We start from the raw sequence: 2275 nt of genomic DNA, 5'->3' as shown, positions 1-2275 counted from the left end.
ATCGAACTCAGGTTATTAAATACCTCTTAAGGTGTTTCGACAAGCTCAACATGACATAACCTAAGGAGAAATTGCTTTTATGATACAGACTCCTATTTAATATTTAACCGTTTATGTTAATTAACCGCCTATTTACTCTCTTTCAAAACCATATCGATGGTAATGGCAGTGGCCACAATTGCAACTTTCTGATTGCTTTCTGCATAACTGGGATCGATAGACACATTGTATTTATCGGCTGTGGTGAAAACTTCTTTCAAAGCACCAGCCCACTTTTTGTTTATTTTGCCCATTTCAGCACTTGCATTATTGGTGATGCTAAAGTTCCAGGCTTTCCAATCGCCAGATATTTTTGCGATCTCCTCTCCAGATGTTGGACTCGAAATGGTAAAAGTAGGCTTGAAAAATTTAAATTTTTGTTTAATAATTCCAACTTCAACACCAAGCGGATCGGTCACAATAATTTTCGACATCCAGAAGGTCCAGCCTCTTGTAATGGTAGCCTGCAACTGGTCGTTAATATCGGTAATTTCTAATTTAAAAGGCATCATTCGCTTATCAACCAATAAGGTTAAAGCCTTTTGCCAGCCAGAAATACGCTGTTTAATAATCCCGATCTGAGCACCCTGATCGTTGTACACTTTGTACTCGTTCGCAAACTTTAAAAAGTTTACTTTCTCATCAATAAAATACTCGTCGCTTAAAAAAATGGAGGAATCTGCTTGTTCATATTGTAGTTTTAATATTAGATAAGTTGCTAAAATATATATTTTTTTTCATTGCAGGTTCAAGTAGCGGTGAGAGATCGTCATTGCGAGGAGGCTTTTTCAGCAGACGAAGCAATCTCTATGGCGAGGATCACTAACATGAAAGATTGCTTCGTCGTGCCTCCTCGCAATGACGACCTTTCTTTTGGAATCTATCGATGGTAACGTGGCGAAGGACAAATATTAGGCTAGTCTTTTTCACCACAGATGCACAGATATTAAGATCTATGTGCATCCTTTTTAGCTGTGGTTAAGATTACTCCAACAGATTTAAAACCAATTTGCAACTAAACATTGCTACCTTTGCAGCAAAAGCCATTGAAGAAAATGGTTAAACCCAAAGCACATGATTGAAATAGGAAAATACAACGAGTTAAGGATTTTAAGCAAAACAGAAGCTGGATTAAACTTAACCGATGGCGATAAACTGGTCATCCTGCCTTACCAATACGTTCCGAATGGCGTAGAAATTGGCGACAACATTACCGTTTTTGTTTTTGTACAAAAAGATGGCCGCTTAACCGGAACTACCCAGAAAGCATATGCCGAAGTGGGCGATTTTGCTTTTTTGAAAGTGGTTTCTGATAGTGATGATGGCGTTTTTATGGATCTTGGTATTGATAAAGATGTTTATGTGCCGGATCGCGAACAAAAAAGGCCAATGCAAAAAGGCTATAAATATGTGGTTTACCTGTATTTAGACGAAAGTAACGATCGCTTGTTGGCTTCTTCTAAACTGTATGATTTTGTTGAAGAAGATGGCTTCGATTTTGAAGAGGGCGACGAAGTAAGCTTATTGATTACCGAAGAAACTGATCTTGGCTTTAACGCCATTATCAACAATACTTATATTGGTTTGCTTTACAATAACGAGGTTTTTGATAATATCCAACCAGGCGAAATGCGCAAAGGCTGGATCAAGAAAATCCGAGTGGAGGGTAAGATCGATTTAACCCTGCAGCCAAGTGGTTATGGGCATATTCTCGATTCGAAAGAGATGATGCTAAAAGAGCTAAAAAAGAGTGGTGGTGTAATTGAACTGGGCGATAAAAGTTCTCCTGAAGATATTTATCACCGTTTCCAGATCAGTAAAAGCGCCTTCAAAAAAACCATTGGTTCACTATATAAGGAGCGTTTAATCGTACTTTCTGACGATTCGATCAGATTGATTACAGACGACGAAGCAGAATAGTAATAAAATCAACACTACATAAATCGTCATTTCGACTGGAGTAAAACGGAATGGAGAAATCTGCTCAGATCTCTCCTCTGAAGGAGTTCCTTAAGAACACTACGGTCGAGGTGACGAAACTTGTTTCTAGCCACGGAAACACAGATTAACACTGGATAGATCTCCAATCAGTTAACTTTACTCGCTTTGTCACCCTGAGGGATAATTTATTGTATAAAAATCAATATGAATGACGCATATCCTTTTTTGCCCAGCGGCTCATCCTTGCCTCGGCTCACCGCCGCCGAAAGGCTCTTTCTTTTTGGCATCAAAAAGA

General features: G+C 38.8%; 2 protein-coding genes. One reads left to right on the top strand and one right to left on the bottom strand.

The features are described from left to right. Nucleotides 1-128: 128 nt before the first annotated feature. Nucleotides 129-686 carry an LURP-one-related/scramblase family protein gene (locus AW17_RS23315; protein ID WP_280740063.1) on the bottom strand — a complete coding sequence of 186 codons (558 nt, stop codon included), beginning with the start codon at nucleotides 684-686 and terminating at the stop codon, nucleotides 129-131. Between the two features lie 427 nt (nucleotides 687-1113). Between AW17_RS23315 and AW17_RS23310 the strand changes: the two genes are divergently transcribed. Further along, entirely contained in the window at nucleotides 1114-1959 is an 846-nt protein-coding gene (locus tag AW17_RS23310; RefSeq protein ID WP_029280760.1) for a CvfB family protein, read from the top strand. Nucleotides 1960-2275: the final 316 nt, after the last annotated feature.

This window comes from Pedobacter borealis DSM 19626 (assembly GCF_000708285.2).
GTDB classification, from domain to species: Bacteria; Bacteroidota; Bacteroidia; order Sphingobacteriales; family Sphingobacteriaceae; genus Pedobacter; species Pedobacter borealis.
Note: the sequence above shows the minus strand (reverse complement) of the source record. Positions and strands in the feature narration are given on the sequence as shown.

Excerpts from the sequence above, each read along its gene's own strand:
- AW17_RS23310 (WP_029280760.1), top strand. The coding sequence starts at position 1,114 with ATGATTGAAATAGGAAAATACAACGAGTTAAGGATTTTAAGCAAAACA.